The following is a 25,910-nucleotide window of genomic DNA, read 5'->3' on the forward strand; positions in this document are numbered from 1 at the left end:
AATGCGTGATAGCGCGTGCGCGGTCTCTTATTTGTAGGGATCGGCGGCGTCGCGCAGACCGTCGCCGAAGAAATTAAACGCTAACACGACCAGAATAACCGGCACAACGGGCAGCATCAGCCACGGATAGAGCGCCACCGCGTTGATGTTCTGTGCTTCGTTCAACAGCACGCCCCAGCTTGTGATCGGCGGGCGAAGCCCCAGCCCGAGGAAGGACAGCGCGGTTTCTCCGAGAATCATGGACGGAATGGAGAGCGTCGCCGAAGCAATCAAATGGCTCATGAAACTGGGGATCAGATGGCGCCCGATGACTCGCCTCGGCCGGGCGCCGAGCAGCATCGCGGCCGTGGCAAAATCTTCTTCGCGCAGCGCCAGGAGTTTCGAGCGTACGCCGCGCGCCAGGCCGGTCCAGTCGATCAGCCCGAGAATGATAGTGAGGCCGAAATAGACCATGATCGGCGACCAGTTGACCGGTAAGGAGGCGGAGAGCGCCATCCATAGCGGAAGCTCAGGGAACGAGCGGATGATCTCGATCAGGCGCTGGATGACGGTGTCTATCCAGCCGCCGTAATAGCCCGATATGCCGCCCAGAATGAGGCCCAACAGGAAGCTGATGCTGATGCCGATAAGGCCGACCGTCAGCGAGATGCGCGAGCCTGCAATGACGCGCGAAAACATATCGCGCCCTAGTCTGTCGGTACCGAACAGGAACAGAGTGCCGTCTTCGGCCGGACATATGAAATGGAATCGCCCAGGTATCATGCCCCAAAATTCATATTCATCGCCAAGGCAGAACCAGCGGATCGTATGGATTTTTGACGTATCGCGTTCATAGACGCGCTGCAAATTCTCCATGTCGAGGTGATAATTAAAACCGTACACAAAGGGCGCACGCAGGCTGCCTTCGTGAAATAGCTGCACCGCTTGCGGCGGCGCGTAGATATGGTCGATATCGCGGCTGTGCAAATTATACGGTGCCACGAACTCGGCGATGATGATCACGAAATAGAGCACCAGAAGAAAGATGCCGGCGATCACGGCGATGCGGTGGCGCTTCAGTTTCCACCACATCATTTGCCATTGCGAGGCCATGTAGAAACGCGCCTGCTCGGGCGTCAGTTCATCGGTCGAATAAGGATCGAACGGCGCGTCGCTGACGAAATGCTTCAGCGGTTCGGACCCGGAATCCTTTTGGTCGCGTTCGCTCATCGCGTCACACCGCCGGAGAGGCGAATGCGCGGGTCAAGCACCGCCAGGAGAATATCGGAGACGAACACGCCGATAACGGTGAGGAACGCCATAAACATGAGGAACGAGCCGGCCAGATACATATCCTGGGTGCGTAGCGCATCCAGCAGCATCGGCCCGGTCGTCGGCAGCGATAGCACCACCGAGACGATGGCCGCGCCGGAGATCACCTGCGGCAGAATATTGCCAATGTCCGAGATGAACGGGTTGAGCGCCATGCGGAGCGGATATTTGATCAACAATTTCCCCGGCGGCAGGCCCTTGGCGCGGCCGGTGACGACATATTGCTTCTGCAATTCATCAAGTAGATTGGCGCGCAAACGGCGAATCATGCCAGCCGTATTGGAGGTCCCGATCACGATCACCGGAACCCACAGATGTTCGAGCACCGAGAGGAATTTCCCACCACTCCAGGGTTGGCCAAGATATTCCGGATCCATCAATCCGCCGATCGATGTGCCGAAAGTGATATTGGCGACATAGAGCAGCACCAGCGCCAACAGAAAATTAGGCGTCGCCAGGCCAAGAAACCCCAACAGGGTCAGGCCGTGGTCGGCGGCGCTATATTGATGCGTTGCCGAATACACGCCGATCGGAAACGACACGATCCAGGTAAAAATGATGGTCGTGAAAGAGACGATGAAGGTGAGAAATAGGCGGTCGCCGACGACGTCGCCAACCGGCATGTTATATTCGAACGAATATCCCAAATCGCCTTGCAGCATGCCCAGCAGCCAAACGCCATATTGCTCGATCATCGGCTTGTCGAGGCCGTATTGCTGGCGCAGGAATTCGATCTTCTCGATGTTGGAGCCTTCTCCCTGGGCCTGCAATTCGGAGATATAGGTGGTCAGATAATCGCCCGGCGGCAGCTGAATGATAATGAATGTCAGGATGCTGATCGCCAGCATCGTCGGAATCATGATCAGCATGCGGCGCACGATGAACGTCAGCATCGTGCAACTCCTGAGTCGCGCGCCGACCTGGGCCTGTCACACAAAAACCCCGGCCGCGCGTCACGGCGCTGGCGCCAGCCCGTTATGTCAGCTGGGGTCTGTATCAATCCCATTTGAACCCGATCCGCGCCGCCTCATCGATGCGGCCAAGAAATATCGGCGCGTCGGCGAAATATTCGTCGGTGGCTTTTCGGGAACCTTCATAAGCACCGTAATCGTCGATAATCAAGGCGCCCTGGCGCGATAGTCTCGGATAGAGATGGGTCAGTTCGTGACGCGTCGAGCGATACCAATCAGTGTCCAGCCGGAGCAACGAGATTTTCTCGGGCGCGGTGGTGGGTATGGTCATCTCCACATCGCCCTCAACAAAATGCAGCTTGCTCTCGGGATAGCCCGTGGCGGCCATATTGGCGCGGACTTCCGTCAATGTCGCATGGGCCCATTCGTTATAGCCGTCGCGTTGAAACGCCTGCCAACGGGAAACCTGCTCCATGCCGTCCTTGCTGCGTACATCGACATTCTCGGGCTTGGTCATGCCGGTATAGGTGTCATAGAGAAAAATATCGCGCGACCGGTCGCCCAGGGCTTCCAGTGTCAGCGCAATCATCATCGAGCTGCCGCCGCGCCATATACCGCATTCCACCATGTCGCCCGGGATATTGTTCCGAGAGATGAATTTAACAGTCTGATAGAGCGTGTACATGCATTCAACAGAAGTCAGGGTATAGGCGCGCGCGCGCTCGTAGAGCGCGATAAATTCCGGCTCCATGTCGTGCGGCACATTCAGAATCCGGCGGTGGCGGTCGTACTGAGGAATCTTGCGCAGCGAAAAATTATAGCCCATGCGGAACGCAAGTTTGCGCAAGCGGTGCCGGAAGACACTACGGAACAGTGCGGGAGCAAAGCCTATTGCTGCCCTGGGCGCTTCCGTCATTGGTCTGATGCCCGCTTTGGCTTTGGCGGTGTTGCAATTGCAGGCACTAGGCTTCATCCATCAGATTGTGCACGGTTTTGGCGTCGGCGTCGGGCTCCGAAGCGCGGTACAGCCACGGCGTCATCAGCCGGTTGACGTTAAACAGGCCCTCCATCAATCCTGGCACTACCACTTCAGAAGGCAGCTTTTGCTTGGGCATGGCGCGCAGCGCCGCGGCCATCTTGGCCGGGTCCCGTTTGTTGTCGTTGATGAGCACCTGGACCAGCCCAAGCTCCTGCGCCCGCACGGCACGGATGCGTTGCTCAAGGCGCGGTTTCTCGCGCGGCACGATGAGCGCCCGTTTGTTGAACGACAGAATCTCGCAAAAAGTATTGTAGCCACCCATGGCGACAACACCGGCGGCATGGGTCATCAAACTCTCCAGATGCGGATCGAATGTGATGGTTTCGACCCGCTCCAGTTTGTCGGCGCGTTCAGCGAAACGCGCGCGCGCTTCGGGCTGCATGAACGGTCCGAGCACCAGCAGCACGGGATAGGGCAGCAGCGGATCCGATTCATAGGCGCTCAGCACCCAATCCATCAGCTCCTCGCCATCGCCGCCGCCGCCGGTGGTGGCCAGCAGAAACGGGCGCTTGACGATGTCGAGGTTGGGCAAAATCGGCGCGGTGCCGACTTGGCGCGGCAGGTAGCCGGTATAGATAGTCTTGCGCTGGGTCTTCTCGCTCAGCCCCAAATTTTCTAGCGGATTGCATATTTGCGGCAAGCCATAGATCCAAATTTCGTCATACAGGTCTTCCACCACCGGGCGGACGTTTTTTGAGCGCCACTCGGCGGCGAGGAGTTTTGGCTCGTCCATAACATCGCGCAGCCCGAGAATCAGGCGCGTGCCGCGCTCCTTCAGCATTTCCAGAGTTTCTTTGACTTCGCCGCGGAGACCAATCGGCTCCTTGTCGACGATGAACACGTCTGGGTCGAATATGCTCGCCGTGTGTTTGATGATGGAGGAGCGCAGCCTGAGCGTGTCTTCGATATCCATGTGCAGGCTGAGCGACGTGTATTCTCCGTTTCTCAGCTTGATCACGCCTGGCACGCGTACGAAATCCACGCGGGTGCGAAAATCGAAACTGCCGATGATCGGCGAGCCCGATAGGATCAGCACCGTCAATTGCTTGTTCTGTTCAACCAGATGATGGGCGATTGCCCGGCACCGCCGCAGATGCCCCAATCCGAACGTATCATGGCTGTATATCAGTATGCGCGAACTACCATTTTGGCTCATATGCTTCGTTTCCCTGAGCTTCCGGTTACTCGTCGAACCAGAATGTATCGGGCATGTAGATGCCTAAATGTGATCCAGGATTCCAATTGTAAATTCCGACTTCAGGCACGTTGCGAAGGTTATTCGCCACGGCGACGGGCTGTAGGACTCCGCTGATAAGCCCGATCGTAAAGACGTTATCGGCATGGATGTCGAGAATATCATGCCAAATGCGTTGGCGCTCCGGTCCCTTACCGACACGGAACCATTCTTCGTGCAATTCCAAAAGCCGCGCTGCGGCGGGTAATTCGGGCGCCACTCCTGACATGCCTGAGGTCTCGTAATGTTGGCCCCACTGCGACCATTGCAAACTTGTTTGCCTGGTCGGGGAGAATTCTTCGGGGCTCATATCGGCGGTGGGCATGGCATTTTCGTAGCCGGTCCAGATCGACATTTGCGATTCGCCAGCGTAGATGCGGTTGCGGAAGACTTCGCGCTGTGATGGCTTGGTATAGACTTTGATGCCGATCTCAGCCCACGCATCTCGCACCAACTCCAGCACATCCGATTGCTCGGTATCTTCGCCTGCCGTCTCGACGATGATTTCAAGCCGGTCGCCGTCGGCGAACAAGCGGAATCCATCGTCGTCGACATCTGTCAGGCCGGTCTCGTCCAGCAAATGGTTTGCCGCCACCACATCATAGTTTGCCCATTCGTCGCGATAGCGCGGCTCAAACAGCGGGCTGCCAGGAAGCACCGTGTTGTTGCCCTCGATACCAAGGCCGTAATACATCACCTGATTGATTTCGTGGCGGTTGATCGCCATCGACAGCCCACGACGGAAGCGCACGTCGCGGAACAGGGCGCGCCAGCGCTCATCTTTGATATTGAGGTTGGGGTACAACGCCAGGCGCGCGCCACCCGCCGTGCGCCACAGCCGCACAGTATAGTTGTGCCGCTCTTCGCCTTCCTTGAGAAATGTGTAGTCGCTAAAGTTTAAGTTCCGGGCCTGCAAATCCACTTCGCCCGAGCCAACCTTGGCCGGGATCAGCTTGCTGTCGGCCACCGTCATCGTGACCTCATCGAAATACGGCAGCTGCCGGCCGTTCGGGTCGACGCGGTGAAAATAGGGATTACGCAACCCGACGAAGCGGGTCGCCGGCGGACGGGTTGTGTTGGTCCAGGGCTGCAGGGTGGGCAGGTCGGGATTGTCAAATTTGTACAGATTGTCCTTGTTATTGTGCTCCGCCGCCCAACTCCGCAACAGCCGGTTGGTGAGCGCGCCCAGTTTCTTTTTCTTTTCTTTATATCGACCGTGAAATTGTTCGAGATAATGGGCCGGCCGGTAAATGAACAGCGGCGCCGCGCCGGCGAGCGAGGGTAAAAATGTCGGATTGGGCTGCGACCAGCTATAGCGTACCGTCGTTTCGTCGATAATCTCGACCACCGGCAGTTCACTGTTCACTCGCAGCGCGCGCGGTGGACCAGAAGGCGAGAGCTCTTCATTGTTGGCGACATCTTCCCAGTAATAGCGAAAATCTTCGCTCGTGAAGGGATGGCCGTCCGACCATTTATGTCCGTCGCGGAGTTTGAGCGTAAAGACGCGCTCGTTCTCGGCGATCACGTCGGCGAGAATATCAGGCACCAGGTCCAGCGCTTCGTTGTAGGTTACGAGACGGGTGTAGCCATAGACCGAGAACATTTTCACATCGTTGGAACGATGGATCAGCATGCGCCACCGGCCGCCATGGCGGCCAGCCACGCGTTTTTTGCCATCCATCGCGACCACCCGCGGCTCGGTCGGCAGGCGTTCGGCAATCGGCGCTAGTTCGCCTGCGGCAACCCGCGCTTCGAGCGATGGGGTCTCTATATAAGTTTGGGCGTCAGCCCTCTCCGCCCCGCCCATGACGGCAGCGAGCAACACTACGGCCAGCACGCTGGCCAGCAGTGCGGTGCCGGGCAATCTCAAGCAAAGGGGTTGTTGAACTGGCACGAAATCGCGATTCCGCAGCGTTGCCTAGCGGCAAGTCCTGATGGCGCACACCGCAGCGCGAACTGTGGCACACACCGTGGTCGTGCGGGCGCGTGTGTTGCTGTCGCAGGCATATCCGCCGCCGCGCATGTCGCGATGATTTTTCCCTGCCCGCGTCAGCGCGCAAATTGTAACCATTGTTTCGCCCCCAGAATTCCGGTCATTGCCTTCATTCACGTCTTATCGGCCCTTGCGCCTGCCGGCCGCCAAAGTTCGCTGAGGTTATCATATAGGCCTTTTCCGGTCGAACAAATCAATCGCGCTGGTAAGTCCCGGCTGGTGCCGTTTATTATTGCTTCAGCGCCGTTTGGGCGGCTGATGAAGGAGCCAATAAGTAGGCGATATGGAAGACAGCCGTCTCGATCAATTCATTCGCCGGATAAAGGCGCAACGCGCCTGCTTAAATATGGCGGCGCAGCTGGTTGCCGGCATGGACGGCCCCATATTGGAATTTGGCCTCGGCAATGGCCGCACCTACGACCATCTGCGTGAACTTTTCCCCGGGCGTGATATCTATGTCTTCGAACGCGACGTTTCCGCCCATCCCGATTGCATTCCCGATGCGGCGCACTTACTACGCGGCGAGTTTAAAGAAACGCTGCCTGACGCGTTGGCGCGGATCGGCGCTCCGGCCGTCCTTATTCATGGCGATATTGGCAGCGCCGACACGGCGCGCGACGCCGAACTTGTTGCTTGGCTCGGACCGGCGCTCCGCCCCTTGGCTGCGCCCGGTGCGGTCATCCTCAGCGATCGTGCGCTCGGTGCGGCGATTTGGCCGCTAGAGTCGCTGCCGCAGGGTGTCGCGCCGGGGGTCTATTTTATGTACCGCGCCGTGGCGCTGCCTTAGAGCAATCCCCGAGCAGGTGGCATCACCTGCGACTACGCATTTGCTTGAATCAAATAGCGCGAGAGCATTTCGCGTGAACGCAAGTGAACGTGAAATGCTCTAGGAGACGCCGCGAATCTTCATTCGGAAAAATTCCTACTTCGGGAGGTGAGCGAAATATTCTGCTTCGATGACCTCTTCTTCGCCTTCATCGGCGCCCGGCCGCATCCACGCCAATACAAGCGCCGACGTGCCCTTCTTCTGGAAATATTCGAGCTTCAAGGGATACCATATGCCGGCTTCCACGCTGATGTCGGCGGGGCCGACTAAGCGGTCCGCGAGCCTACGCGGGTCATCTAGCAGCGGCTTGCTATCGTTTTGCCCGACCCACAGGCGCATGCCATCATTGACCAGGGCGAGAAGCTTGAATCGCCCCGATTCCGGAAAACGGACAAAGCCGGTAATGATGGCAGCCACAATTGAGCCACGATCGGTGCCAAGCACTGGACCCTTCTGGTTGGCGACAAAATCTATATTCGCTAGCGGCGCGCCCGGATCCGGCTTCTTGTGATCCAACCAGCTATACAATTCGTCCAGAGAATTCAGCTTCATATAGTAGTAATCGACGGCGAGGCCCGGCTCGAGCACGTCGGCCTCAGGCTGTGGGTCGGCGGCTTGCGCGCCCTCTGCGTAGGCGGCGGATGACTGGAGCGCCATCGAAAGCGTGACGGAAACCGCGACAGAAACCGCGAGTGCAAGCAACATAAAAAGGCCTGGCGAAAAGGCAAAAGCCACGCGTGTCCGTGCCGCGCGATTTTTGAGTGTGATTAACATATTCATTTTCTGGAGTATCCTTTCGCTTCGAGCCGTTTGCCGCTCACGATGCGGCGGCGGATATGCCGGCTGCCCGGGCCGGATCGGCGCGCACAAAATGGCCAGGCTCGAATTCTACCAAACCCAAACTACCCGAGCCATCTATAGTGAACGGCTGCGGCCAGGCCGCGGGCGATGAAGCTTTGCCTTCCATCAACGCACTCAGATCGAGCTTGTTGTCGAGATTGGGCTCCGGCACCGCGGACAGCAGTGCCTGGGTATAGGGGTGTATGGGGTTCTTAAATAGTTGCTCGCGTGGCGCAATTTCGACCAGTCGCCCGGCGCACATCACCGCAATGCGTTGGGCGATGTAATCGACCACGGCGAGATTATGCGAGATGAAGAGATAGGTCAGTCCCAGCTTATCCTGCAAATCCTTGAGCAAATTCAGCACCTGCGCCTGAATGGACACATCGAGGGCTGAGACCGGTTCGTCGCAAATGATCATTTCTGGGCGCAACGCCAGCGCCCGCGCAATGCCGATACGCTGGCGTTGGCCGCCTGAGAAGCTATGCGGATAGCGCCTGAGATAGCGCGGGTCGAGGCCGACGAGGCGCATCAATTCCTGTACGAATTCACGGCGCTCCTGTTTGTCGCCTATGCGATGAATAATCAGCGGTTCGGCCACGATGTCGAAAACCGTCATGCGCGGATTGAGTGAGCCGAACGGGTCTTGGAAGATGAACTGGATCTTGCGACGGAACGGAATGAGCTGGGATGTCGAGAGCCCGCGTATGTCGATTTCCTGTCCGCGGTCGTTGAATTTGATCTCGCCCGAATCCGCGGCGATGGCGCGCAGGATCAGTTTGCTGAGTGTCGTTTTGCCACAGCCGCTTTCGCCGACCAGGCCGAGACATTCGCCGCGCCGCACTTCGAAGCTGACATCGTCAACCGCGCACAGGGTGCCCGCCGACTTGTCGCCAATAAGTCCGGCCTTGCGGATGATGAAGTTTTTGGTGACATGCGAGACCTTAAGCAAGGCTTGATCAGCGCCTGCCGCGTGCGGCTCGAACTTGGTTTGTTCGAGCATGGTCCCGGTTTCCGCTTTGATTTCGCGGATCGGCACCAGCCGTTCGCCGGGCTTCATGTTGAAGCGCGGCACCGCGCGCAACAAGGATTTCAAATAGGGGTGCTCGGCATTGCGGAAGATGTCCTCAGCCGTGCCGCTTTCCATGAGCTTGCCGTGATACATCACAACAACCTCATCGGCGACATTGGCGACGACGCCGAGGTCATGCGTGATCATCAGCACCGCCATGCCGAGTTCACCCTGCAAATCCTTCATCAATTTGAGGATTTGCGCCTGGATGGTGACGTCGAGCGCGGTTGTCGGCTCATCGGCAATGAGCAGTGCCGGGCGGCAGATCAACGCCATGGCGATCATTGCCCGCTGGCGCAAGCCGCCGGATAGCTCAAACGGATATGTTTTCAGCGCGCGTGCGGGATCGGGAAACCCCACCAGGCGCAATATTTCCTGGGTCGTGCTTTTAACCTCATTCTTGCCGGCGTCGTAATGCAGGCGAAATGCTTCACCGACCTGATCGCCGACGGTGTGCAGCGGCGAGAGCGAGGTCATGGGCTCCTGGAAAATGATTGAGATCCGTCCGCCGCGGATACCGCGCATGCGCGCACTGTTGGGGTTGAGTTTGACGATGTCGATCGGCGGGCCGTCCGTCGCCGGATCGTCGAGCAAAATCTCACCACCCTCAATGTTCGCCACTTTGGGTAGGATTTGCATGATGGTTTGCGACACGACCGATTTGCCGGATCCGGATTCGCCGACCAGCGCCACGGTGCCGCCCTTGGGAATGCGGAACGAGATGCCGTCGACCGCCTTGATGATTCCCTCGGCGACATGGAAATGAACTTTGAGATTGTTGACTTGCAGGAGGTCTGTCACGTCGCGCTCCCGCCACCGTCGTGGCGACCATCCCTGCCAACATTATCTGTGGCACCAGACATCGCGTCAGCCGAATCCACAACGCCCAGCGCGATTAAATTCTGCACTGTCTCCAGGCCGAGTTCGAGCTCCCGTGCCCGCGCTTCGCGTGCGGCGCGCGCCACAAGTATTTCAAATCCTTCGAGCGTGGAATCCATTCGAATCGTCCGTTTCTGTCCTCTCAGACGAAGCTGCATCCATCCTCCATGCCGGTCCCGTCTGGTCGAAAAATAGCTCAGCTTGACCTCGCGTAATTCGCTCCAAGTCACCTTTGAGCCCCACAGGCTACGCAACGTTACACCGCCATTCGAGACCTCGACAAATGTATTGTGACGGATCGCGGTGCGCAGGCCAAATACGAAAAACAAAACCGCGAACCCGGCGAGAACACCGGTGACCGCCGGAAGTGGCGTGACCAGGGCCAGGGGAACCAAGGTGAAGGCCAGGCCCAGCGCCGTATAGAAATAATCCAGTATGATAGCGCGCGCCGGATAGCGCAGACGCTGGGTGGGGCGCTGGCTGGGCTGTTGGTTGGATTCGTCCATTATGCGGTTGCCGCGCCGAACAAGTCGGCGGGCGCAATCCACTGGGCGCCGGGATGGTCGGTCGTGCGGGCGAAAAATTCCGCCAGGAACCGCCATGCAGCTTTGTCGTGGCGCAAATGATGGCTCAGCAAGCCGGTCGGCTCGTCGGCATCCGCAGTGCCCCGGCGGCGCGCCAATAAATGTTCGCAGGTAAGCTTCAACGCCTCGGTTTCGCCGACAAATACGGCGCCTTGGCGCCAATTGAGGATGTCGACATGACAATTTATCTGACTGAGGCCGGTCTCGGCTTGCGCCGCATCGCGGGCGCCGTAGGTCGAGATTGCGGCATAGCCGAGCGCCGGCAGGCGCGGTATCAGGTGCGGCGCAATGCGGTTCCAGGGCGGCACCAAAATTGGCAGAAATTGCGTCCCGAAACGCGCCGACAGCAGCGCCAGTCCGGCGCGCAACTGGCTCTCACACAGATCGGCCGGATGACTGCCGCCCAGTTCGATCTTTTTCTCATTATCGCGCGCATGGTTTGCGTGCGCGTAACCATGCTGCACCACCCAATGGCCTTGCCCGGCGCCAGCGCTGATCTGGTCCGCCGCTGCGTCGCTTAATTTGGCTGGTATGACGGCGATCACCACCGGCGGCGCATCGCCGCCGGCGAGGCCGAGCAATTGGCGCAGCGCCGGTGAATCTTCCGCCGCGTCGTCGTCGCGCCACCACAATCCGGCGCGCTGCCCGTTCCCGGCCCAGACGCTTAGTTCATCGTCCAACGCTTGCCAGTTGGTCATAATGAAACCGATTCGGATATGATTCGGGCGCTCTCTCCGGCCCCGGCGACGCCGATATTTACGTCGGGCCGCGGCGCCGCCCAGGCCGCGTCGACAGCCGCGGCGAGGCGCTCTGGTGTCATCCCGTCCTCGCGCACAATCTGCGCCAATCCTGCCGCCGCCATGCGCTCAGCGCGCACAGTTTGTTCAGTTTCGCCCTTGGCGGCAAACGGGACGAGAACCGAACGCACCCGCGCGCTCACCACGTCCAGGACGGTATTGTAACCGGCCTGCGAAATAGAAAGATCGGCGGCTTCGAGAAGAGCGGGAAAATCGCTACGCGCGCGCTCCACGACCGTGCCGTCATGCGCCAAGCGCTTCAGCGCATCGAACCATTCCGTCGGTAAATTGGGCCCCGCCAGCAGACGCCACCGCCGGTCCGCCAAGACACTCAACTCGCGCGCTTCGAGGGCAGTTTGGAGGAGATGGGCACCGACCGCGCCACCACCGGCTGAGACGACAACTTCGCCCGATGCGCCGTAAGGCCCGCCGGGGCCGACGGCGCCGATATAGCCGGTATAGCGGATCAGATGAGAGATGCGCGCGGCTTCCGGAAAGCTCGCCTCGAACGGGATCAGCTCTGGGTCGCCATGCACCAGGACGGCGCGGTACCAGCGCAGCGCCAGGCGTGCCATCTCGCTGTTGCGTGCCGGGTCGCCACGCTCCGTGAGGATGTCGCGCACCGACGCGAAAATCGCCGGTTTCGGCCGGCTGTGATGCGCCGCCTCAAACAGCGGCAGGAGTTCGGCGGCGAATTGACGCCGTCCGAACGGATACATTTCGGTGATGATCACCTGTGGCCGATGGGCGCGGTACAGGCTGATCAAGCGGTCGCGGCGGGCGGCGCGAAAGGCGCTATCGGGCTCGCGCCCGTCGGCATCCACGGTGGCTGAAAAGGTGGCGTCGGTGGACCGCAGCGGCGGCAATTGTTCGAATTTTGCGGCGCCCAGATCAAGTCCTTGCAGCGGCATGCCGCCGGACACCAGCAGCACGTCGAATTCGCGTTCCGCCAGAGCCCGGGCGAGGGCGGCGGCGCGCCGTAGATGTCCGATGCCGAGAAGATGCTGTACCCAGATCAGCGCCCGCCCCTCGCTCATCCCGCACTCGGGGCCGCGATCAGACTCACATTGCTGCGCGCCAGGCTGGGCCGGCCCTCGGCATCCAGGTGAAACTCCTGGGCGGCGTTCCAATCGAACTTGATCGGTGGGCGGCCGAGCATATCCCAGCCCACGGCGCGGGCAAAAAGGGCGCGCACGATGCCCTTATGGCAGACGCCGATCACCGTGCCCTTATCCGCCGCGATCTCGCGCAGCCAGGGCGCCAAGCGCTCCTGCAATTGGCGCGGGCTTTCGCCGCCGGGGGCAGAAAAATCCAGGCCCCGCGCTTCGACCTCGGTCATATATTGCGGGTCATTGAGGCGCAATTCGTCGAGCGTCCGGCCTTCCCATTCGCCCCAATGCATCTCGACCAGGCGCGGCTCGCAGGTCAGTCGCCAGGCGCCCAATGCGCGCGCCGTCTGCACCGCGCGCAGCAAGGGGCTGGAGACCCAGCGTCCGTCGGCGAATTCCGCCGGCAAACGCCAGCCGGCGAGTTCGGCCCAGCCTTTTGCGCTAAGCGCAATATCCGTAAGTCCTTGTAGACGGCGCGCCTCGTTCCAGGCTGTCGTCGCATGACGGATCATGACCAACCGTGTCATTGTCGTGTCCCTCGTCGTATGGCCTGCGCCGCCGCGAGAGCCTGGTTCAAAACCGTAACTGCCGCCGTCATGCCGTGTTTCGATTCCGCCCGTGCCGCCGCCGCTTCGGCCATGGCCATCCTCCGCGCGTTGTCGCGGGTCAGATCGACCACCGCTTCGGCAAAATCAACTTCGTTCCACGGGTCGATCAGTATGCCGGTTTCGCCAGTGGCGACAATCTCAGACACGCCGCGCCAGTTTCCCGCGACCACTGGCAGTCCCGCCGCCGCCGCTTCTAGAAAAATCATGCCGAACGCTTCGTTCACCGCCGGCCAAACCAGCAAGTCCGCCGCCGCGTAGTAGGCGGTCAAATCTTCGGCGTTCTGTTTGCCGGCAAAAACTACATTGTCGCTGCCGATCGGCCGCAGCGCTTCCTCCACCGACTCGCGTGCTGAGCCATCGCCGACGACGAGCAACTGCCACGGCGGATCGGCGATCAGGTTGAGCGCGCGGCCCATCAGACGGTAGGAGGCCAGCTTGTCGCCGGGGCGCATCATGGCGACCGTCAGCAACCACGGGCGATTTACGTCAAGGCCATGACGCACGGCAAGCGCCTCGCGGTGCCGCAGGCGTTCGGCGCGTGCCGCGCGGTAGGGCGCCGCCTCGAGAAACGGCGCGATGCGATGCAGGCAGGCCGGGTTCTTTACCACCGGCAAGAGCGCTTCCTGGTCTTCCGGCGTAAAAGACAAGATCGCGTCGGCGCGGGCGATGGCGCGCAGCGACGCTTCGAGGCCGGCACCATAGGGTCCGCCGCTCTGCTTGCGCGCGTAAGACGCCTCAGCGGCAACATAGGGAATGTCGAGCGCCGCACTGACCGCCGGGCCGAGCCAATCCGGTGCCTTGTGGTAGAGATGATAGGAGAACCAGAGATCGGGCCGTGGTGGGCCGTCGGCGGCCTGCCAGTCGGCGATCATCGCCGCCGCAATCGCGGCGCCGCGCTTCGCCAGCGCGCGCTGCGCCGCGCCATCGCCGTCACCGTCATAGGCGCGAAAATCCGACGCCAACGTCACCTCATGGCCGCCCATTTCAAGCGCCCGCCACAATAGTTGGGCGACGCGCCGGTCGCCCGAGGGCGACGGATGGTTGGGCGCCTTCATCGGCGCGTAAAAAGCGATGCGCATCCGTTAACGTACCGGCGTTGGAGCCACTGGCGCCAGCCCAAAGCGTGGCGCCAGCCCGAACCGCAGCGCCAGCGATTCGATGCAGGGCTCGAGGGAAAATTTCTCGTGCACCAGAACCCGTCCAGCGCTGCCGAGGCGATCGCGCAAGCCTGCGTCAGTGATCAGGCGCCTCAGCGCCTGAGCCGCGCCGTCGATATCACCAGGAGCGACAAGCAGGCCGTTTCGCTCCGGCGCGATCAATTCGGGGATGGCGGATATATTGGTCGCCACCACAGCGAGGCCTTGGGACTGCGCTTCCATCAGCACATTGGGCAGGCCGTCGCGGTCACCATCGGCCGCCTGGCGGCTCATCAGCGCAAACAGATCGGCGCGGCGGTAGGCGTCGAGCACGGCGGCTTGCGCCAAGGCGCCACGAAAGATGCAGCGGTCGGCGATGCCGAGGCGCTCGGCTTGGTCCTTCAAACGCTCCTGTAAGGGCCCGCCTCCGATTAGTTCAAATCGCCAATGCAGGGTATCGGGGAGGCGCGCCAGCGCAGCAAGTAGATCGTCATGGCCCTTTTTTTCAACCGCGCGGCCGATCGAGAGAATCATCATCGGATTCTCGGCCACGCTGCCGTCGCGCTCCGGTCGGGCCCCCAACGGCTCCGGCAACTCTAGCGGCTGTGGCGCGGGTGGAAAGCGCGTCAGATCAAGGCCGTGATAGCTCAAATGCACGCGGCCCTCGGGCGCCAGGGCAGATAGATGCTCGAAGTTTGCCCGCGTGCAGGTCACGGCCCAGGTGCAATCCGCAAGCTTTTCCGATTTTTCCCAGCGCGCTGAAGTCCAAATATCCTTGGCGTGGGCCGAGCAGCTCCATTTGAGGCCACGCAACAGGGCGGCATAGCGCGTCACGGAGGCGGGAGTATGGAGAAAATGGGCGTGTAAATGGGTGATGTCGGGCGCTAATTCATGCGCCAGCACGAGGGCTTGGCCAAACCGGCGGATGCGATTGCGCGTACGGTCGCGGCGGAAATCGGCGAGCCAGCAACGCCGCGCGGCGGCGTAACCGGGGGCGCGCCTCAGGGCCCGCCAGGCGCGGGCCACGCGAATCGGCTCGTGGTGCAGATATTCCGGCAGATAGCACACGGGAGCGACGATTTCGCCGTGCACCGGATGGCGTTCGCGGTCGGTGGGATGGCGCAGCGAATAGAGCCGGATATCAAGGCCACGCTTCTCCAGCGCCCTGATTTCCTGCGCAATGAAGGTTTCGGAGAGCCGCGGATAGCCCTTGAGCACAAATGCCACAGCGTCGCTCATAGCCGATGCCGCGCCTCGCCTGGGCGGTTGGCTCTACAGGTATGTAATTGCAAGCATTTCATGAACGCACTGTTTACCGCAGCGGGCCGGTACACTAACCTAGACCGCCGAGCCCGGGGAGCTATTAGCGAGCGTCTGTCCGTATGGACAAGAATATCTATAAATTTATCTTCAAACACACCAAGGGGCAGCAGCTTTATATCCTCTTGGTGACGGTATTCTCTATGCCGTTTTACTATGCTTCGCTTGATATCCCCAAGTTGATCATCAATTCGGCGTTGGAGGTCGACAATCCGGCCGTTATCGGCGATGAGTTTCCGCGCCCGCTGAAGATGTTCGGTATCGGATTAGTGGACATGGAACAGCTGACCCTGTTGGGGTCGCTGTGCATCATTTTCCTCTTTCTCGTGCTCGTTAACGGCGGCTTTAAGATGTACATCAACATCTATAAAGGCCGCATGGGTGAGCGCATGCTGCGGCGTCTCAGATTCCTGCTCTATTCGCGCATCCTGCGCTTTCCATTGTCGCATTTCCGCAAGGTGAGTCAGGGCGAGCTGATTCCAATGATCACCGCCGAGGTCGAGCCGCTCGGCGGCTTTATCGGCGATGCCTTCGCCGTGCCGGCCCTCCAGGGTGGCCTGCTGTTGACGGCGATCTTTTACATCTTCTCACAGGATCCTCTGATGGGGGCGGCGTCGATCCTGCTCTATCCGGTTCAGGGCTGGATCATCCCGAAGCTGCAAAAGCGCGTGAATATGCTGGGCAAAGCGCGTGTGCGCGAGGTGCGCAAGCTGTCGGAGAAGATCGGTGAATCGGTTTCCGGTATTCAGGAAATCCACGCCAACGACACAGCGCAGTATGAATTGGCCGATTTCTCCGAGCGCTTGGGCACGATCTACCTCATTCGTTTTCAGATTTACAACAAAAAGTTCTTCATCAAGTTCCTGAACAATCTGCTGGCCCAGCTCACACCGTTCTTTTTCTTTTCGATTGGCGGCTATTTGGTGATTGAAGGAAAAATATCGATGGGTTCGTTGGTTGCCGTATTGGCCGCCTATAAGGACCTGTCGCCGCCGTGGAAGGAACTGTTGACCTATTACCAAATTCAGGCCGATTCGCGGATCAAATATGACCAGGTGATCAGCCAGTTTGAGCCTCAAGGCCTGATGGATGAAGACAAACAATATTCGGACGCCGACGAGTTTGAGTCGTGGGAGGGCGAAGTCGCGGCGGCCAATTTGAGCCTGCAAGACGAAGACCAGGTGACCATCGTCAACGGCGTCAGTTTCAAGTTTCCGGTTTCCGATCATGTCGCCATCGTTGGCTCCTCGGGCAGCGGCAAGGAAGAGCTGATGTTGTTGCTGGCGCGCCTCATCGAGCCGACCGGCGGGCGGCTCAACGCCGGCGGTAAAGAGTTGAGCGACTTGCCGGAATCGGTGACCGGGCGGCGCATTGGCTTTGTTGGGCAGAACGCCTACATCTTTTCGTCCAGCCTGATGGAGAATCTGCTGTATGGCCTGAAGCATCGTCCGCGTGAGGAAGAGGAGTCCGCCCCGGCAGAGGCCGTCGAGACGTCGGAAGCCACCGAGGCGCAGGAACCCGCAGGAAAGCAGGCAAAGATACGGAAGAAGCGGAAGAAAGGCGGCGACGATCCGCCGGACGCTGCTGCGTCGCGCCGGAGTTGGCTCGCCGAATCGGCTCGCGCCGGTAATTCCAAGCATGATATTTATCACGATTGGGTGGATTACGATGGCGCCGGCATGGGCTCGCCGGATGGCGTCGCGACGGCCGCGCTCAAGGCGATCAAAATCGCCGACATGGAGGAGGATGTTTACCAATACGGCATGCGTGGCTCGCTCGACCCGACGGAGAGCGGCGAGGCGGCTGAGCGTATTCTCAAAGCCCGCGCCGCGCTGATGGCGCGCCTCAAAGAGCCAGCCTATGCCGAACTGGTCGAGCCGTTCGACCGCGCGAGCTATAATCTGAATGCCACTTTGGCGGAAAACCTTATCTTCGGAAATCCAGTCGGCGACGCCTTCGATATGGAGAAGCTGGCCGAGAATTCCTATGTTTTGGAAGTGCTGGAAAAAGCGGATTTGATCGACGATCTGCTGAGCTGCGGCCACCAACTCACCGCCACGATGATCGAACTGTTCGCCGATTTGCCGCCGGATCACGAATTGTTCCAGCGCTTCAGCTTTATCAGCGCCGACGATTTGCCCGAATACCAGACTCTGGCAACCCATACCGATAAGGACAAGCTCTCCGAATTGGGCGTCGAAGATCGCACGCGTCTGTTGTCACTGCCGTTCAAATTGATCCCCGCGCGGCACCGGCTCGGTCTCATCGATGAGGATATGCAAGTTAAAATCCTCGAGGCGCGGCGTATCTTTCACGAGGAACTGCCTGAGGAATTGCAGAATTCGATCGAGATGTTCGACGCCGAAAAATACAATTCAGCGGCAACTCTGCAGGATAATATTTTGTTCGGTAAATTGGCCTATGGTCAGGCGCAAGCGGCGGAGAAAATCGGCGAGCTGGTCTCCGAGGTCATCGACGTGCAGGATCTGCGCTCCACGGTTATGGAGGTCGGGCTCGATTTTCAGGCCGGCATTGCAGGCTCGCGTCTTTCTTCCACGCAACGCCAAAAACTCGCCATCGCCCGCGCCGTGATGAAGCACCCCGAAGTGCTCATCTTGTCTGAGGCCACGGTGGTTCTCGAAAACACCACGCAAACGCGCATTCTCAACAATGTATTGGCGGAATTTTCGGGCAAGGGAGTCATCTGGTCTCTCCACCGCGCCAGCGACGCCGAGCGATTTAAACAAATATTGGTGATGAAGAATGGCCGGGTGGTGGAAGACGGAGACTTTGCCGCATTGAACCAGCCTGGCACCGCGTTCAAGGAACTACTGGACAACGAATAAGAGAGAATTAATAAATTTATTCCTTCACCCCTTGGGCCTGTACGGCCGCGACCCGATATAAGTGAATTGTCCTGCGGCGGGACTGATAGGATTCAGGAGCAACTCATGGCCACGGATCTACAACAGGACGTCGATCTTCTTAGAAACGTTCCACTGTTTCGCAACCTCGACGCCGCCAAGCTCAAATTGTTGGCCTTTACCAGCGAGCGCCTCACCTATGCCGCGGGCGACAGTTTGTTCAACCAGGGTGATTCGGGCGATACCGCATACGTGATCGTTGAAGGTGAGGCCGACATCATCATCAACACGCCGGGCGGCCCAATCGTCGTGGCAACGGTCAAGCAGAACGATTGGGTGGGTGAAATCGCCATTCTTTGCGATGTGCCGCGTACTGCGACGATCACCGCAAAAAGCAAACTGACCACCTTGCGCATCTCCAAGGATGTGTTTTTCCAGCTGGTCATGCAGTTTCCACAAATGTCGGTCGAGGTCATGCGCGAGCTGGCGTTTCGGCTGGAGCGCACCAACCGCCGGCTGCAGGAGGCCGTTGGTAAATTGAAAGAGGCCGAACAAAAATAGGCGGCGCGATATTTACCGCGATATTTACCGCGATTTTTACCCATGAGCCGGCTCGACAGCTTCGTCCGCCGCGCCGCCGCGCAGCGCGATTGCCTCGCCGACGCGGCGCGGCGGATCGCCGATCTCCCGGGGCCGGTGATCGAATTGGGGCTTGGCAACGGGCGCACCTATGACCATTTGCGCCACCTTCTTCCGGCACGCGAGATTTTCGTATTCGACCGCCAAGTTGCCGCGCATCCAGATTGTGTGCCCGACGCAGGGCATCTGTTTCTCGGCGATTTCCGTGCGACGCTGCCTGACGCCATGACGCGTCTCGGCGCGCCAGTTGCTTTGCTGCACGGCGATATCGGCAGTGGCAACGTCGTGAAGACGGCGGCTCTTGCCACCTGGTTGGCGCCGGCGATTCGGCCGTTGCTGGCGCCGGGCGCTGTGGTGGTGTGTGATCAGCCTTTGCATGATGCCGGCCTCAAGCCGCTTGAGGCGCCGCCAAGCGTCGAAGCCGAGCGTTATTTCATGTACCGCGCCTTGTGACACCGGTGACTCCGGTGATTTTGGTGGCTGGCGTCACGCTCGCCAGAAGGGTTTGCTTGTTTCCTGCACGACGTCGGCCCGAGTGATACCGGCATCCTTTAACAAGCGTTCGTCGACGCAGCCCAATTCGCGCCGCTCATCAATGCGCGCCTGCCAAAGATAGAGAACATTCAAGACACAAGATCCGGCCGAAAGGATCGCCAAACCGCGCCGCGGCCGCACCATGTGGCGGGTTGCGGCGTCGCTACCGACATACTGTTCCCGGGCCATATTCGCCTTCCTTCCCGCAACCATAGCGCTCCTGCACAGTGCAAGAATTATGGCGGTCGCGGGGTCGGCGCAAACGATAAGAATTCATGGAATGATAAATTTTTCTAATGTAATATATTGCAATGTTTCGTAAAATTCCCCCGCTGAATGCGGTTCGTGCCTTTGAGGCGGCGGCCCGGCACCTTAGCTTTACTCATGCTGCGGATGAATTGAACGTGACTCAGGCGGCGATCAGCCACCAGATCAAATCGCTCGAGCAATGGCTCGGCCTGCCGTTGTTTCGCCGCCTCAACCGTGCCGTCAGCTTGACCGAGGAGGGCGCTGCGTATTTTCCCGCGGCGACTCAGGCTTTGGACGGATTGGCAGGCGCGACCGCGCGACTGTTGCGCGACATCAATTCGCGTTCGATCACTGTGACGACACTCGATTCTTTTGCCGCTCAGTGGCTGATGCCGCGCCTAAAAAATTTCCGCCGGCGTCATCCCGAGATCGACGTGCGCATTCTGCCATCGGATGGCTTGGTAGATTTCAACCGCCAGGAAGTCGATATGGCGATCCGCTACGGCAGCGGCATGTGGCCCGGCGTTGCCGCCATACCCTTGATGACGGAGGAAATCTTTCCGGTGTGCAGCCCGGCCCTGCTCGACGGCCCGCATCCCCTCCGCACACCTAGAGATTTGATCCATCATACGCTGTTGCACGATGACATGACCCACGCGCATGGCGACGTGAACTGGCAAACCTGGTTGCGTGCGGTGGGTGCCGATGGCGGTATCGACAGCGAACGCGGCCCATTTTTTGGCCATTCCTATTTGGTGATTCAGGCCGCTGTCGATGGTCAGGGCGTCGCCTTGGGGCGTGGCGTCTTAGTCGCCGACGCTTTGGCGGACGGTCGCTTGGTGCGGCCGTTCGAAGCCATGGGCTTACCAGGCGACTTTGCCTATTATATCGCCTATCCTGAGGGAGCAATGCAGCGCCCTGCGGTCGCTGCTTTTAGCAATTGGTTGCTGGAAGAAGCGCGTACCAGCCAGGAGGCGAGTCATGGCGAAGAGCGTAGCCAAGCCGAAGCAAATCAATCCTGAAGGCTTTGCAATTTCGCGCGCGCGGGACGGTGGATTTAAGAGCGGCGGCTTGCGGCAGAAATTCGAATACCGCGATCTCGATATTGCCGCAGCGACGCAAGGCCGGTTTCATGCCCAAATCGTGCGCATCGGCGGCACCGGGCAGCAGGTCGCGGCGGAACATTGGCATGAGCTTGATTTCCAGCTTGTCTATATCCTCAAGGGTTGGATGACGTTCGACTATGAAGGCGTCGGCGAAGTGCGCCTCGAAGCCGGAGATAGCGTTCTTCAACCGCCCGGCATCCACCATGCCGTGCTCGGCCATTCGCCGGATCTCGAGCTGCTCGAAGTCACAAGCCCGGCTGATTTCAGCACGACCGAGAGCTAGTTCACCGAGTCAGCGTGGCGGCCGGTTTACGAGTCGTCTTCGGCTTTACTCGTCGCGGCCTGCACGATGTCCCAGTTGGCGCGCAGGCTGTCGGTTACATTCAACGCGGCTTCGAGGGCCCTGAGACCATCCTCGCCACTCACCACCGGCGCCGTGCCGTCGCGCACCGCGGCGATGAAGGCTTCGACCTCGCGCTCAAGCTCGTCCACTTCCTCATAGCTCTGCTCTTCCACATCGATGTCAGAAAAGCCGGCGACCGGCCCGGCGCTTTTCTTAGCAACGATGCGCGTCTTGCGCTTGTCGAAATCAACGGCGATGTAGGCGTCCGATTGGAAGATGCGCATCTGGCGCTCGGTCTTCAGACTGATGCGGCTCGCGGTAATGTTGGCGATACAGCCGTTGGCGAATTTAACCCGGGCGTTGGCGATATCTTCCGAATCAGAAAACACCGGCGCGCCGGCGGCGTCGATCGACGCGATCGGGGCCTGCACCAGCGATAGGATGAAATCGAGATCGTGGATCATCAGATCGAGGATCACGCTGACATCGGTGCCGCGCGGCTTGAACGGTGCGATGCGAAGGCTCTCAATGAACAGCGGGTTGTTGAGGCGGCGGTGAAGAAATTGCGCCGCGCCGGAGAAGCGCGGCAGATGGCCGATTTGTAACACCAGGTTTTTTTCATGCGCCAGCGCGATCAGGCGTCGAGCGTCATCAAGATTGTCGGCGATCGGTTTTTCCAGCAGCACATGCACGCCGGCTTCGAGAAAGCCCTGTGCCACCTCGAAATGCGCCCGTGTCGGCACGGCTACTGTCACGGCATCGAGTTGTCCGAGCATGTCGCGCGGGTCGTCAAAGCCGGGAATGCCGTACAGCGCCGCCACTTCGCGCGCCTGCTCGCCGTTGCTATCGGCCACCGCCACCAGATCGGCGGCCGGTGAGGCGGCGATCTTGGCGGCGTGAAACTTGCCGAAATGGCCAACGCCGGCGACGCCCATTCTTAGCTTTTTTGCCACGCTTCCTGTCCTTGCCCTTCAGGGCGCGTTATATATCCCGTTGCGATCACATGCGTGAACCAGAAAGGCCAGTCCATTGATCGATACACCGCTGATGACCGATACACCGCTGAACGAACAGGAATTATCGCTGCTGAGCGAGATCGACACTCCCACAATCTGCAACGCGTTGGAAATTGTTTCGCCGGAACGGCGCGCGGTCGGCTTCACCGTGAGCCATCTGCATTGCGCCTTTCCCGAATTGCCGCCAATGGTTGGCTATGCCCGCACTGCGCGGGTGCGCGCGGCGGCATCGCCTTCGGCCGACAATCAGGATCAGACCGCGGCGCGCCTGGCCTATTATCGCTATATCGAAGCGGGCGCCGGTCCCACCGTGATGGTGATCGAGGATATCGACACGCCGCCCGGTTTCGGTTCGTGGTGGGGAGAAGTGCATACCAATGTGCACAAGGCGCTGGGTTCGCTCGGCGTCGTCACCTCCGGCTCGGTGCGCGATCTCGACATGATCGCCGAAGGTTTTCAGCTGCTCTCCGGTTCGGTCAGCCCGAGCCACGCCTTTGTGCATCTGGTCGATTGCGGCGGCGAAGTGAATGTCCATGGCATGGTCACACGCTCGGGCGATCTGATCCATGCGGATCGTCACGGCGCGGTCATCATCCCGCATGACGTAGCGCGCCAGGTGCCCGAAGCCGCGGCGCTCTGCATGCGGCGTGAAAAACCGGTGCTGGACGCCTGCAAGAGCGGCAATTTTTCCGTCGATATGATCGAGAAGGCGTTCGCCGAGGCCGGCGATATTCACTAAGCGATCATAAATTTAAATCGACAATAACCGGCGCGTGGTCGGACGGCTTGGTCCAGCCACGTACTTCTTTGATCACCGCCACTGCGGCAAGGCTGTCCTTCAGCGCCGGCGTCACCCAGATATGGTCGAGCCGCCGGCCGCGGTTCGACAGTTCCCAATCGCGCGCGCGGTAGCTCCACCACGAAAAAATCTGCTCGTCCTCGGGCACAAAGTGGCGGATCGCATCGACCCAGTCATGCGAGTCATAGACCCGCGCCATCGCCGCCACTTCGACCGGCGTGTGGCTGACCACTTTCAACAGCTGCTTGTGCGACCACACATCGTTTTCGAGCGGCGCCACATTGAGATCGCCGACCAGCACGAAGCGATTTGATTTCTTGCGCCGTTCCGTGAACCACGCTGCCATCTCGTCAAGAAATTGCAACTTGTGGGCAAATTTTTCGTTTTCCTCCGGGTCCGGTACATCGCCGCCGGCGGGCACGTAAAAATTATGCAGCTCAAGCTTTTTACCGTCTTCGGCTTTCACCGTCACCCAGGCATGGCGCGCATCCTCCTTGCCGCACCAGTGGCGTGTCTCGCTGTGTGTGAACGGCAGGCGCGAGAGAATGGCGACGCCGTGATAGGCCTTTTGCCCGTGGATCAATTGATGCTGATAGCCGAGCGCTTCGCCCAGCCCCGGCGGGAACAATTCGTTCACCACCTTGATTTCCTGCAGGCAGAGAAGGTCGGGCTGCTGTTCGCTGAGCAGGCGTTCGATATGCTCGGTATGGATACGGACGGAATTCACATTCCAAGTACAGATACGCATGGTGTTTTGATCTTTCTTTTTCTGTCACCTGTGACGGTCGCGCATCTACTCTGCCGCTTGGTCCCTTTGCACCCAGCTCGGAAACACCGGTGGCGACGGCGGGGCGAGCCCGGTGTCTTCCTCGCAGCGCGCGATCAGCTCGGACAATGTGCCGCCTTTGTCGAATAGCGGAATATCGTCGCCGCGCGCCGCGATCATTTTTTTGCGGAGTGCTGCGGTGGCGTCCGCATCGATGCTGAAATCACCGTCTGCTTCGACGATGACGATGCCATAGCGCGTCGCCCCTTCAATCGTCGCCAGCCCACCTTCCACTTCCTCCAGAACAATTTCTGGCGGCCGCGCGAAGGGGTCACCCCAGCCGCCGCCGCCCCAGGTGCGGAAATGCAAAATATCGCCCGGCACCACTTTGACGCGGTCTACTTTGGCCGGCAGCACCGTGCGCGTGCCGTCGGCGCGCTCAAGAATTTTGGAGCTGCGCGCACCCGGCAGGCCGCCCTTGACGCCCCACGGGTGAGTCAGCCAGCGATCGTCATGGATCGATACTTGGCCCTCGCGCAAAAAGCGGTAGCCGGTGTGGATGCCGTTGCCGCCGCGGTGCAATCCGGCGCCGCCGGTGTCGGGTATCGCCGCGTATATCTCGATTCTGAGCGGATACATCGCCTCGACAAATTCATTCGGCACATTCATGAAATCCGGAAACATCGCGTGGCCGTCGGCGCCATCGCCTGACGGCTTGCCGGCGATACCGCCGAAGCCGATCTGATATTGCTGAAACCACTCGCCATATTCATTGTGGCCGGAAAAGAAAAAATGCGGACTAGCGGAGAAGCCTGCGGCGCAGAGGTAGTCCGGATTGCCTTGGCCGAACAGGCCGTTCAGCACATCACACACCCGGGCAAGCGCATGTGTGCGGCCCGAAAGTGCCGCCGGCTTTTGCGGCAGAAGCAGGGAGCCCTTAGGTATTTTGATATCCATCACATCGTAAAAGCCGTCATTGAACAATATTTGCGGATCGGCGAGATAAATCATAAATACGCCGCAATACATTTTGGTCATTTCTTCATTGCAGTAGAAGTTAATGTGGCCGGCGGATTGCGGGTCGGTCCCGGTGAAATCCATCATCAGCTTTTCGCCTTCGCGCCACATGGAGCACGCAATGCGGTAAGGGCCCATGCCCAAGCCGTCGTCGCACACCCAATCCTCGAAATATTGTTTCTCCTCTGGAACATTGGCGATGATCAGATCGCGCACTGCGCGCCGGGTGCGCTCTAGCAGTTCATTCAGAGCCGAGTAATAGACATCGTCGCCAAAGCGGCTGGACAATTCGCTCACCCGATTGGCTGCCAGGCGGCAGCCCGCGATCAACGAGTGCAGATCGCTGCGGTTCCATTCTGGCATGCGACAATTGTGCAGGATGAGCTTGAGAATGTCGCTTTGCAGAACGCCCTTTTGGTAGAGCTTCAACGGCGGAATTATGATCCCTTCCTCGAAAATCTGCTGCGCGTCGGTTGGTATGCTGCCCGGAACGCGCCCGCCATTATCGGTCATATGGCCGAACATCGAGGCCCAGCCGATGACGCGGCCTTGCTTGAAGACCGGCAGCAGGACCAGCCAATCCGGCGTGTGGCTGATCGCACCGTCACAGGAATAAGGGTCATTGGTCAGGAAGATATCGCCTTCCTCTATTTCTCCTTCATAGACTTGCAAAAACGTATGGATAAAAGCGCCGTACTGGCCGACGACCATCTTGCCGTCACGGTTGGCGATAAGCGGAAACTCATCATGCTGTTCGCGGATGCCCGGAGACATGGCGGTGCGGAACAGTACTGCGTCCATCTCAAACCGCGCACTTCTGAGCGCATTTTCGATGATATCAAGATCGACGGGATCAACATCGACGGTCTGAAACGGGGTTTGATTGGTCTCTATGATTGTCGCGGGCATGTGGTCGCT

The 25,910-nt window shown here is 59.6% G+C and carries 24 protein-coding genes; 7 read left to right on the top strand and 17 right to left on the bottom strand.

Annotation, left to right across the window (positions count from 1 at the left end; all coding sequences use genetic code 11):
* Positions 1 to 27: 27 nt before the first annotated feature.
* From O3A94_09850 to O3A94_09870, 5 genes are all read right to left on the bottom strand, one after another.
* Positions 28 to 1,209 carry an ABC transporter permease gene (locus O3A94_09850; protein MDA1356557.1) on the bottom strand — a complete coding sequence of 394 codons (1,182 nt, stop codon included), beginning with the start codon at positions 1,207 to 1,209 and terminating at the stop codon, positions 28 to 30.
* Complete coding sequence (locus tag O3A94_09855) at positions 1,206 to 2,204, bottom strand: ABC transporter permease (GenBank protein MDA1356558.1); 999 nt, start codon at positions 2,202 to 2,204, stop codon at positions 1,206 to 1,208. Before O3A94_09855 ends, O3A94_09850 begins: the two co-directional genes overlap by 4 nt.
* Positions 2,205 to 2,307: 103 nt before the next feature.
* Entirely contained in the window at positions 2,308 to 3,138 is an 831-nt protein-coding gene (locus tag O3A94_09860) for a class I SAM-dependent methyltransferase (protein ID MDA1356559.1), read from the bottom strand.
* A 46-nt stretch (positions 3,139 to 3,184) separates the two neighbouring features.
* Complete coding sequence (locus O3A94_09865) at positions 3,185 to 4,417, bottom strand: glycosyltransferase (GenBank protein ID MDA1356560.1); 1,233 nt, start codon at positions 4,415 to 4,417, stop codon at positions 3,185 to 3,187.
* 25 nt (positions 4,418 to 4,442) lie between these two features.
* On the bottom strand, positions 4,443 to 6,365 hold the full coding sequence (locus tag O3A94_09870; GenBank protein MDA1356561.1) for an ABC transporter substrate-binding protein: 1,923 nt from the start codon (positions 6,363 to 6,365) through the stop codon (positions 4,443 to 4,445).
* A 406-nt stretch (positions 6,366 to 6,771) separates the two neighbouring features.
* Between O3A94_09870 and O3A94_09875 the strand changes: the two genes are divergently transcribed.
* Positions 6,772 to 7,275 carry a hypothetical protein gene (locus O3A94_09875; protein MDA1356562.1) on the top strand — a complete coding sequence of 168 codons (504 nt, stop codon included), beginning with the start codon at positions 6,772 to 6,774 and terminating at the stop codon, positions 7,273 to 7,275.
* 135 nt (positions 7,276 to 7,410) lie between these two features.
* Here the strand turns inward: O3A94_09875 and O3A94_09880 are convergent, their stop codons facing one another.
* From O3A94_09880 to O3A94_09915, 8 genes are all read right to left on the bottom strand, one after another.
* The gene (locus O3A94_09880; GenBank protein ID MDA1356563.1) at positions 7,411 to 8,019 is read right to left on the bottom strand and encodes a PA14 domain-containing protein; all 609 of its coding nucleotides are present in this window, start codon (positions 8,017 to 8,019) and stop codon (positions 7,411 to 7,413) included.
* Positions 8,020 to 8,131: 112 nt separating this feature from the next.
* A complete protein-coding gene (locus O3A94_09885; protein ID MDA1356564.1) occupies positions 8,132 to 10,027 on the bottom strand; it encodes an ABC transporter ATP-binding protein in 1,896 nt (631 codons plus the stop codon).
* Complete coding sequence (locus O3A94_09890) at positions 10,024 to 10,611, bottom strand: hypothetical protein (GenBank protein ID MDA1356565.1); 588 nt, start codon at positions 10,609 to 10,611, stop codon at positions 10,024 to 10,026. The genes O3A94_09885 and O3A94_09890 overlap by 4 nt, the downstream gene beginning before the upstream one ends.
* Positions 10,611 to 11,387, bottom strand: a complete 777-nt coding sequence (locus O3A94_09895) for a polysaccharide deacetylase family protein (GenBank protein ID MDA1356566.1) — start codon at positions 11,385 to 11,387, stop codon at positions 10,611 to 10,613. Before O3A94_09895 ends, O3A94_09890 begins: the two co-directional genes overlap by 1 nt.
* Entirely contained in the window at positions 11,384 to 12,523 is a 1,140-nt protein-coding gene (locus tag O3A94_09900) for a glycosyltransferase (protein MDA1356567.1), read from the bottom strand. Before O3A94_09900 ends, O3A94_09895 begins: the two co-directional genes overlap by 4 nt.
* Entirely contained in the window at positions 12,520 to 13,122 is a 603-nt protein-coding gene (locus tag O3A94_09905) for a histidine phosphatase family protein (protein MDA1356568.1), read from the bottom strand. Before O3A94_09905 ends, O3A94_09900 begins: the two co-directional genes overlap by 4 nt.
* Positions 13,119 to 14,282: a glycosyltransferase family 4 protein gene (locus O3A94_09910; GenBank protein MDA1356569.1), complete on the bottom strand. Its 1,164-nt coding sequence runs from the start codon at positions 14,280 to 14,282 to the stop codon at positions 13,119 to 13,121. Before O3A94_09910 ends, O3A94_09905 begins: the two co-directional genes overlap by 4 nt.
* Before the next feature lie 3 nt (positions 14,283 to 14,285).
* Positions 14,286 to 15,578, bottom strand: coding sequence for a glycosyltransferase (locus O3A94_09915; GenBank protein MDA1356570.1), 1,293 nt, complete (start codon positions 15,576 to 15,578; stop codon positions 14,286 to 14,288).
* A gap of 143 nt (positions 15,579 to 15,721) precedes the next feature.
* On the opposite strand from O3A94_09915, the gene O3A94_09920 reads away from it, so the two are divergent.
* The 3 genes from O3A94_09920 (at position 15,722) to O3A94_09930 (ending at position 19,615) form a co-directional block, all read left to right on the top strand.
* Positions 15,722 to 18,505 carry an ATP-binding cassette domain-containing protein gene (locus O3A94_09920; protein ID MDA1356571.1) on the top strand — a complete coding sequence of 928 codons (2,784 nt, stop codon included), beginning with the start codon at positions 15,722 to 15,724 and terminating at the stop codon, positions 18,503 to 18,505.
* Positions 18,506 to 18,610: 105 nt separating this feature from the next.
* A complete protein-coding gene (locus O3A94_09925; GenBank protein ID MDA1356572.1) occupies positions 18,611 to 19,084 on the top strand; it encodes a cyclic nucleotide-binding domain-containing protein in 474 nt (157 codons plus the stop codon).
* Positions 19,085 to 19,126: 42 nt separating this feature from the next.
* Positions 19,127 to 19,615: a hypothetical protein gene (locus O3A94_09930; protein MDA1356573.1), complete on the top strand. Its 489-nt coding sequence runs from the start codon at positions 19,127 to 19,129 to the stop codon at positions 19,613 to 19,615.
* Between the two features lie 33 nt (positions 19,616 to 19,648).
* Here the strand turns inward: O3A94_09930 and O3A94_09935 are convergent, their stop codons facing one another.
* On the bottom strand, positions 19,649 to 19,885 hold the full coding sequence (locus O3A94_09935; protein ID MDA1356574.1) for a DUF1127 domain-containing protein: 237 nt from the start codon (positions 19,883 to 19,885) through the stop codon (positions 19,649 to 19,651).
* Positions 19,886 to 20,007: 122 nt separating this feature from the next.
* On the opposite strand from O3A94_09935, the gene O3A94_09940 reads away from it, so the two are divergent.
* A complete protein-coding gene (locus tag O3A94_09940; protein MDA1356575.1) occupies positions 20,008 to 20,967 on the top strand; it encodes a transcriptional regulator GcvA in 960 nt (319 codons plus the stop codon).
* Entirely contained in the window at positions 20,927 to 21,334 is a 408-nt protein-coding gene (locus tag O3A94_09945; protein MDA1356576.1) for a cupin domain-containing protein, read from the top strand. Before O3A94_09940 ends, O3A94_09945 begins: the two co-directional genes overlap by 41 nt.
* Before the next feature lie 26 nt (positions 21,335 to 21,360).
* Here O3A94_09945 and O3A94_09950 read toward each other — a convergent pair whose 3' ends face one another.
* Entirely contained in the window at positions 21,361 to 22,347 is a 987-nt protein-coding gene (locus O3A94_09950; protein MDA1356577.1) for a Gfo/Idh/MocA family oxidoreductase, read from the bottom strand.
* Positions 22,348 to 22,441: 94 nt separating this feature from the next.
* On the opposite strand from O3A94_09950, the gene O3A94_09955 reads away from it, so the two are divergent.
* Positions 22,442 to 23,149 (top strand): RraA family protein, encoded by a 708-nt coding sequence (locus O3A94_09955; protein ID MDA1356578.1) that lies wholly within the window; start codon positions 22,442 to 22,444, stop codon positions 23,147 to 23,149.
* Between the two features lie 4 nt (positions 23,150 to 23,153).
* On the opposite strand, the gene xth is transcribed toward O3A94_09955, so the two are convergent.
* Positions 23,154 to 23,957 carry an exodeoxyribonuclease III gene (gene xth / locus O3A94_09960; GenBank protein ID MDA1356579.1) on the bottom strand — a complete coding sequence of 268 codons (804 nt, stop codon included), beginning with the start codon at positions 23,955 to 23,957 and terminating at the stop codon, positions 23,154 to 23,156.
* 45 nt (positions 23,958 to 24,002) lie between these two features.
* Complete coding sequence (locus tag O3A94_09965) at positions 24,003 to 25,901, bottom strand: hydantoinase B/oxoprolinase family protein (GenBank protein ID MDA1356580.1); 1,899 nt, start codon at positions 25,899 to 25,901, stop codon at positions 24,003 to 24,005.
* Positions 25,902 to 25,910 lie beyond the last annotated feature (9 nt).

Source organism: Pseudomonadota bacterium, assembly GCA_027624955.1.
Classification (GTDB): Bacteria; Pseudomonadota; Alphaproteobacteria; order UBA828; family UBA828; genus PTKB01.

Excerpts from the sequence above, each read along its gene's own strand:
- O3A94_09900 (MDA1356567.1), bottom strand. The coding sequence starts at position 12,523 with ATGAGCGAGGGGCGGGCGCTGATCTGGGTACAGCATCTTCTCGGCATC.
- O3A94_09965 (MDA1356580.1), bottom strand. The coding sequence starts at position 25,901 with ATGCCCGCGACAATCATAGAGACCAATCAAACCCCGTTTCAGACCGTC.
- O3A94_09955 (MDA1356578.1), top strand. The coding sequence starts at position 22,442 with ATGACCGATACACCGCTGAACGAACAGGAATTATCGCTGCTGAGCGAG.
- O3A94_09935 (MDA1356574.1), bottom strand. The coding sequence starts at position 19,885 with ATGGCCCGGGAACAGTATGTCGGTAGCGACGCCGCAACCCGCCACATG.
- O3A94_09930 (MDA1356573.1), top strand. The coding sequence starts at position 19,127 with ATGAGCCGGCTCGACAGCTTCGTCCGCCGCGCCGCCGCGCAGCGCGAT.
- O3A94_09855 (MDA1356558.1), bottom strand. The coding sequence starts at position 2,204 with ATGCTGACGTTCATCGTGCGCCGCATGCTGATCATGATTCCGACGATG.
- O3A94_09915 (MDA1356570.1), bottom strand. The coding sequence starts at position 15,578 with ATGAGCGACGCTGTGGCATTTGTGCTCAAGGGCTATCCGCGGCTCTCC.
- O3A94_09920 (MDA1356571.1), top strand. The coding sequence starts at position 15,722 with ATGGACAAGAATATCTATAAATTTATCTTCAAACACACCAAGGGGCAG.
- O3A94_09875 (MDA1356562.1), top strand. The coding sequence starts at position 6,772 with ATGGAAGACAGCCGTCTCGATCAATTCATTCGCCGGATAAAGGCGCAA.
- O3A94_09895 (MDA1356566.1), bottom strand. The coding sequence starts at position 11,387 with ATGACCAACTGGCAAGCGTTGGACGATGAACTAAGCGTCTGGGCCGGG.
- O3A94_09905 (MDA1356568.1), bottom strand. The coding sequence starts at position 13,122 with ATGACACGGTTGGTCATGATCCGTCATGCGACGACAGCCTGGAACGAG.
- O3A94_09880 (MDA1356563.1), bottom strand. The coding sequence starts at position 8,019 with ATGTTGCTTGCACTCGCGGTTTCTGTCGCGGTTTCCGTCACGCTTTCG.
- O3A94_09925 (MDA1356572.1), top strand. The coding sequence starts at position 18,611 with ATGGCCACGGATCTACAACAGGACGTCGATCTTCTTAGAAACGTTCCA.
- O3A94_09890 (MDA1356565.1), bottom strand. The coding sequence starts at position 10,611 with ATGGACGAATCCAACCAACAGCCCAGCCAGCGCCCCACCCAGCGTCTG.
- O3A94_09945 (MDA1356576.1), top strand. The coding sequence starts at position 20,927 with ATGGCGAAGAGCGTAGCCAAGCCGAAGCAAATCAATCCTGAAGGCTTT.
- xth (MDA1356579.1), bottom strand. The coding sequence starts at position 23,957 with ATGCGTATCTGTACTTGGAATGTGAATTCCGTCCGTATCCATACCGAG.
- O3A94_09910 (MDA1356569.1), bottom strand. The coding sequence starts at position 14,282 with ATGCGCATCGCTTTTTACGCGCCGATGAAGGCGCCCAACCATCCGTCG.
- O3A94_09860 (MDA1356559.1), bottom strand. The coding sequence starts at position 3,138 with ATGACGGAAGCGCCCAGGGCAGCAATAGGCTTTGCTCCCGCACTGTTC.
- O3A94_09865 (MDA1356560.1), bottom strand. The coding sequence starts at position 4,417 with ATGAGCCAAAATGGTAGTTCGCGCATACTGATATACAGCCATGATACG.
- O3A94_09850 (MDA1356557.1), bottom strand. The coding sequence starts at position 1,209 with ATGAGCGAACGCGACCAAAAGGATTCCGGGTCCGAACCGCTGAAGCAT.
- O3A94_09940 (MDA1356575.1), top strand. The coding sequence starts at position 20,008 with ATGTTTCGTAAAATTCCCCCGCTGAATGCGGTTCGTGCCTTTGAGGCG.